5 protein-coding genes are annotated in these 3,565 nt (G+C 69.8%); all 5 read left to right on the top strand.

What is annotated here, in order from left to right; translation table 11 throughout:
- The first annotated feature begins 1 nt into the window (after position 1).
- The 5 genes from ASG00_RS04190 (at position 2) to ASG00_RS14810 (ending at position 2,538) form a co-directional block, all read left to right on the top strand.
- Positions 2 to 421: a single-stranded DNA-binding protein gene (locus ASG00_RS04190; RefSeq protein ID WP_235559132.1), complete on the top strand. Its 420-nt coding sequence runs from the start codon at positions 2 to 4 to the stop codon at positions 419 to 421.
- On the top strand, positions 421 to 780 hold the full coding sequence (locus tag ASG00_RS14325; protein WP_082483049.1) for a DUF3310 domain-containing protein: 360 nt from the start codon (positions 421 to 423) through the stop codon (positions 778 to 780). The genes ASG00_RS04190 and ASG00_RS14325 overlap by 1 nt, the downstream gene beginning before the upstream one ends.
- 193 nt (positions 781 to 973) lie before the next feature.
- Positions 974 to 1,678, top strand: coding sequence for a hypothetical protein (locus tag ASG00_RS04180; RefSeq protein WP_056207131.1), 705 nt, complete (start codon positions 974 to 976; stop codon positions 1,676 to 1,678).
- A 103-nt stretch (positions 1,679 to 1,781) separates the two neighbouring features.
- Complete coding sequence (locus ASG00_RS04175) at positions 1,782 to 2,021, top strand: hypothetical protein (protein ID WP_056207129.1); 240 nt, start codon at positions 1,782 to 1,784, stop codon at positions 2,019 to 2,021.
- A 241-nt stretch (positions 2,022 to 2,262) separates the two neighbouring features.
- The gene (locus tag ASG00_RS14810; protein ID WP_156454833.1) at positions 2,263 to 2,538 is read left to right on the top strand and encodes a hypothetical protein; all 276 of its coding nucleotides are present in this window, start codon (positions 2,263 to 2,265) and stop codon (positions 2,536 to 2,538) included.
- The last annotated feature ends 1,027 nt before the right edge of the window (positions 2,539 to 3,565 follow it).

Raw genomic sequence — 3,565 nt, 5'->3', positions numbered from 1 at the left:
TCTGACGGTGGTGGGAAATCTGACGGCGGACCCGGATCTGCGGTTCACGCAGAGCGGGATCCCGGTCGCGGGGTTCACGGTGGCGGCGACGCCGCGGCAGCTCGATCGGCAGTCGGGCGAGTGGAAGGACGGCGAGGCTCTGTTCCTCCGGGCGACTGCCTGGCGGGAGTTGGGGCAGCACGTCGCCGCGTCGCTGACGAAGGGGTCGCGGGTGATCGTGACCGGTCGGCTGCGGCAGCGGTCGTACCAGGACGCCGACGGCAATCCGCGGACGTCGCTCGAGCTTGAGGTCGACGAGATCGGACCCTCGCTGCGGTACGCGACGGCGACGGTCGTGCGGGCACGGTCGAACACGCAGGCGCCGGCCCAGGGGCCGGCCGATGACGTGTGGGCGGCGCCGTCTGAGGAGGTGCCGTTCTGATGTCGGACGCCGTGAATAGACCCGCGCACTACACGCAGTATCGGGGGCTCGAGGTGATCGACCTCACGGAGCAGATGAACTTCAACCGGGGCAACGCGGTGAAGTACCTCGCCCGCGCGGGGGCGAAGGATCCCGCCCGGGAGATCGAGGATCTCGAGAAGGCGCGGTGGTACGTCGATCGTGAGATCGGGCGGCTCGGTGGCAAGCGGATCCGTGACGCCGTCGAGGCGGATGCTCGGGCGGAAGTCGTCGCGGAGATCGCCGATTGGCTGCGCGGCGGGCACGGAACGGGCCTGATCGGTAACGGGCTCATCGCGTCGCGGATCCAGGAGCGCTTCGGGGGTGCCGTTGACGTCTGAGCGTGAGTGCGTGCGCGGGTGCAAGACGCGCGGCGCGCACTACGGGGCGTGCCCGTGGTACGGCGTGGACGACGCGTCGATCGCGGAGCGGCTCGCGTTGCCGGGCGCGCCGCGGGAGTGCACCGGGTGTGCGGGGGCGCCGACGGCCGCGGAGTCGGCGGTGTGCGATCGGTGCGCTCGAGGCTTCCGCCGGATGCTGGTCGACGGCCCGGATCTGCTCGGCCGGTTGCGGTCGCTCGCGGATCCGCGGTCGGCGCTGGTGTACGAGGACGCGGCGCAGCGTGGTGGGTCGACGTCGACCGAGGCGCCCGCGCCCGTGCCGGCCGACCTTCTGGACGCGATCGTGGCGCTCGAGCGACTGTTCCTCGTGACATCGTCGGATGCCGCGGAAGCGTTCGAGCAGGCCCGGTACGGCGCGAACGTCATCCTCCACGACCTCGACACGGGGCTGCTGAACGACCACGCATGGGTGCTCGCGTTGGCCGGTCAAGTGCTGGATCGGCACGAGCCCGACGGCGACGGCGTGCGGGACGCGTGGTCGGTCGCTGACGCTCACGCCCGCTGGGGTGTCGTGCGACGTGAACGGCCGACGCTCGTCGTCGCGAGCCCGTCACCCGCCCTCAGGCCGGTGCCCGAGTACGACGAGGACACGGCGTCGCCGGTCACGGAGTGGGGGGCGGAGTCGCTGATCGTGCGCGACCAGGCGGCGCAGCTCGCCGGGTCGCTCCGCACGTTGCAGCGGTGGGAGAAGGCGGGAGAGATCGCTCCCGAGGGTGCGATCTGGACCGCGGGCAAGCGGACGACGATCTACCGGCGCGCGACCGTGATCGCCGTGCGCGAACAGATGAAGGAACGGGCCGGACGCGGCCTGTCCGAGCCGACGGCGGAAGCCGCATGACGAGGGGAGAGGCGATGCACCACCACTACATGACCACCGACGCGGAGAGTCAGCCGACGTTCACCTGCACCGCGTCACCCGACCACACAGATGGGAGCGCATCGTGACCCACACGCGCAAGGACATGGAGACGGTCGAGTACGAGTGCGCGATGGGCGACTGCGCGCACGAGGAGCGACCCTGCCCCTCGACCGGCATCTACGAGGTGTGCCAGGAGTGCACCGACCGCAACTGGGCCGAGTGGGAGGGTGGCGTGATCACCTGGGACGAGTGCCAGGGTCGCGGCGCGATCTGGGATGACGACGAAGACACCGAACCGACCGGTCTGGAGTCTGAGCAATGACGTTCCTGGCCTACAAGCTCCCGAAGGGTGCGCCGCAAAAGCAAGTCTGGTTCGTGGAGTGCGACGTGTGCCGCGCGAAGTTTCTTGGACCATTCCCGAACGCGCCGAAGCCGGATCAGCGGGCGACCGTCGAGGGTGCCGGATGGCGCTACCAGATGCCTCACCCGATGGACACATGCCCTTCGTGCCTGAGCACCAGTTCGACCGATCCGTCACCCGACCACACGGATGGGAGCGCATCGTGAGCAACCGCAAAGAACTGCGAGACGCCCGGCGCAGGCTGGCCGAGGCGCAGGAGTCACTACGCGCTATTGAAGCTCTACCTCGCCGTATCGGGCAGACGTGGGATTGGGCGAATGGTGTCCGCTGGGTCCGCATCGGAGACGACGCATGGGAGGCGCGCCACGAGAGTGACGGCTACGAGCGGCATCCCGATTACGACCAGCACTTCAACGTCTACCCGAGTGCGCACGTCGCATGGGGGACGCCAGCCGATTCGGCCGATCCGTCATCGTGACGCGCGAGTGCGCATGGTGTCGGGGGCCGATCCCGGAGCGTGTTCGCCGCGATGCGGCGTGCTGCTCGGTGCGGTGTCGGCAGGCGCGGCATCGGTTCACGTCGGGGGTAGGCGTCGCGCCTCACGTCGGTCGCGACGTCTTGCGGCTCGCGTATGCCGATCCGCGGTATCCGGGGCTGTCGCGGAGGTACTACGGGAAGCATCCTGACTTCGCCGGCGAGGTCGACCACGCGGCGCTGATCGCGAAGCTGGGGGAGTTTGACGGCTGGGCATTGTCGACGTCCGCTCGATCGCTACAAGATGTGCTTGCGCTGTGCCCGCCGGGGAGCCGTGTCGCCGTGTGGGTGCGTGGTGAGCGGCCGGCGCGCAGTGCGGGGCCGTTGAATGCGTGGGAGCCGGTGATCTACTGGGGTGGGCGCCGGGACGCGTCGCGGTACACCGCGGCGGGTGAGAAGGCGTCGCGGCGACCAGGTGGACGCGTCGCGCAGGTCCGCGGCGACGCGTCGCGCGCGACTCGAGCCGACGCGTCGCATGCTGCCGGCGTACGCGTCGTGCTGGCCGGTGACCTCGACGCGTCGCGTGACGCGGCCGCGCGACGCGACGCGTCGGGATCGGCCGCGGACGACGCGTCGTCGGGATCCTCGCGACGCGTGGGTGTCCTCACGTACCGGCCGGGCGCGCGGACGACCGATCCGGGCCGGGTGATCGGGGCGAAGCCGGCCGTGTTCTGTCGGTGGATGTTCGATCTCCTCGGTGCAGAGCCCCAGGACGAGTTCACCGACATCTACGCCGGGTCGGGTGGCGTCTCTCGCGCCTGGGGCGTGTTCGCGGGAGCCGCGGCCTAGCCTTGAGCGCCTCTCGAGTCGTAAGCCACTTGAGGGTGCGAGCATCGTGGGATGATCTCGCCGTGAGCGATGACACTTCCCGTCACTCGAGCAACCCGGATGAGCCGCTCCGGGATACGGAACTTGTGCGTGTCCAGATAGAGGCGCTATGTCGACTCTGGGAAGAGTCCGAGCACGAGAGG

Origin of the sequence: Microbacterium sp. Leaf351, assembly GCF_001423825.1 — a bacterium.
In the GTDB taxonomy this organism is placed as follows: Bacteria; Actinomycetota; Actinomycetes; order Actinomycetales; family Microbacteriaceae; genus Microbacterium; species Microbacterium ginsengisoli.
Note: the sequence above shows the minus strand (reverse complement) of the source record. Positions and strands in the feature narration are given on the sequence as shown.

Bases quoted from the DNA above. Each gene is read 5' to 3' on its own strand.
- ASG00_RS14325 (WP_082483049.1), top strand. From the start codon at position 421: ATGTCGGACGCCGTGAATAGACCCGCGCACTACACGCAGTATCGGGGG.
- ASG00_RS04180 (WP_056207131.1), top strand. From the start codon at position 974: ATGCTGGTCGACGGCCCGGATCTGCTCGGCCGGTTGCGGTCGCTCGCG.